This window comes from Paraeggerthella hongkongensis (assembly GCF_003726035.1).
Taxonomy (GTDB): Bacteria; Actinomycetota; Coriobacteriia; order Coriobacteriales; family Eggerthellaceae; genus Paraeggerthella; species Paraeggerthella hongkongensis.
The window spans coordinates 1-638 of record NZ_QICD01000060.1 but is presented as its reverse complement, the minus strand read 5'-3'; the positions used below and the strand labels follow the sequence as shown (position 1 = coordinate 638).

General features: G+C 61.4%; 1 protein-coding gene. It reads left to right on the top strand.

Going from position 1 to position 638, the window contains the following annotated elements:
- Positions 1-11: 11 nt before the first annotated feature.
- Positions 12-638, top strand: a 627-nt coding sequence (locus DMP08_RS12770; protein ID WP_337959671.1) for a 3'-5' exonuclease, incomplete at its 3' end; no start/stop codon positions are given.

Genomic DNA, 638 nt, shown 5'->3' with positions numbered 1-638 from the left:
GTACTTCGAAGGTGGTGGCTCACAACGTCGATTTCGACCGGACTTTCACGACGCGACACCCGAGCGGCTACTCGCTACTCGAGAACACCTGGATCGACTCGCTTGACCTCGCCCGCATCGCGCTACCTCGGCTTACCTCGCATCGACTTCTAGACCTTGTGCGCGCTTTCGGAGCGCCGCTCTCGACGCACCGAGCCGATGCGGACGTTGCAGCCACCTGCGCGATTCTGCGTATCCTGTTTGCGGGAGTCGCTACGATGCCGCCGGCGCTCGTGTGCGAGATAGCGGGTATGGCAGACGTGTCGCAGTGGTCGACGCAAGTGGTATTCGACCACTTTGCGAACGCATATCGAGAGGCCGCAGGCGTTACCGTTCCATCACAAGACCAGTTAACAGTAGGATCCCCGAGCCTTTTCGAAACGTGCGAGCCAGTCGAGTCTGCGGTTTCTGAGTGCTTGGAGCCCGCTCCCGCGCCTGCGCCAGCCTCGGCGACGGCATCGATGCCCGCAGCGTCAAAAGACGCAGCTTCCGAGCCCACACCCTTTGAGTCCTTGGAAGTCGGAGTAGCCGCCTCCTCTACCAATGCTCCTAGGCGCCCGTTCGGGGGCATGTCCCCTGATATCGTAGCTGGTGTAAGC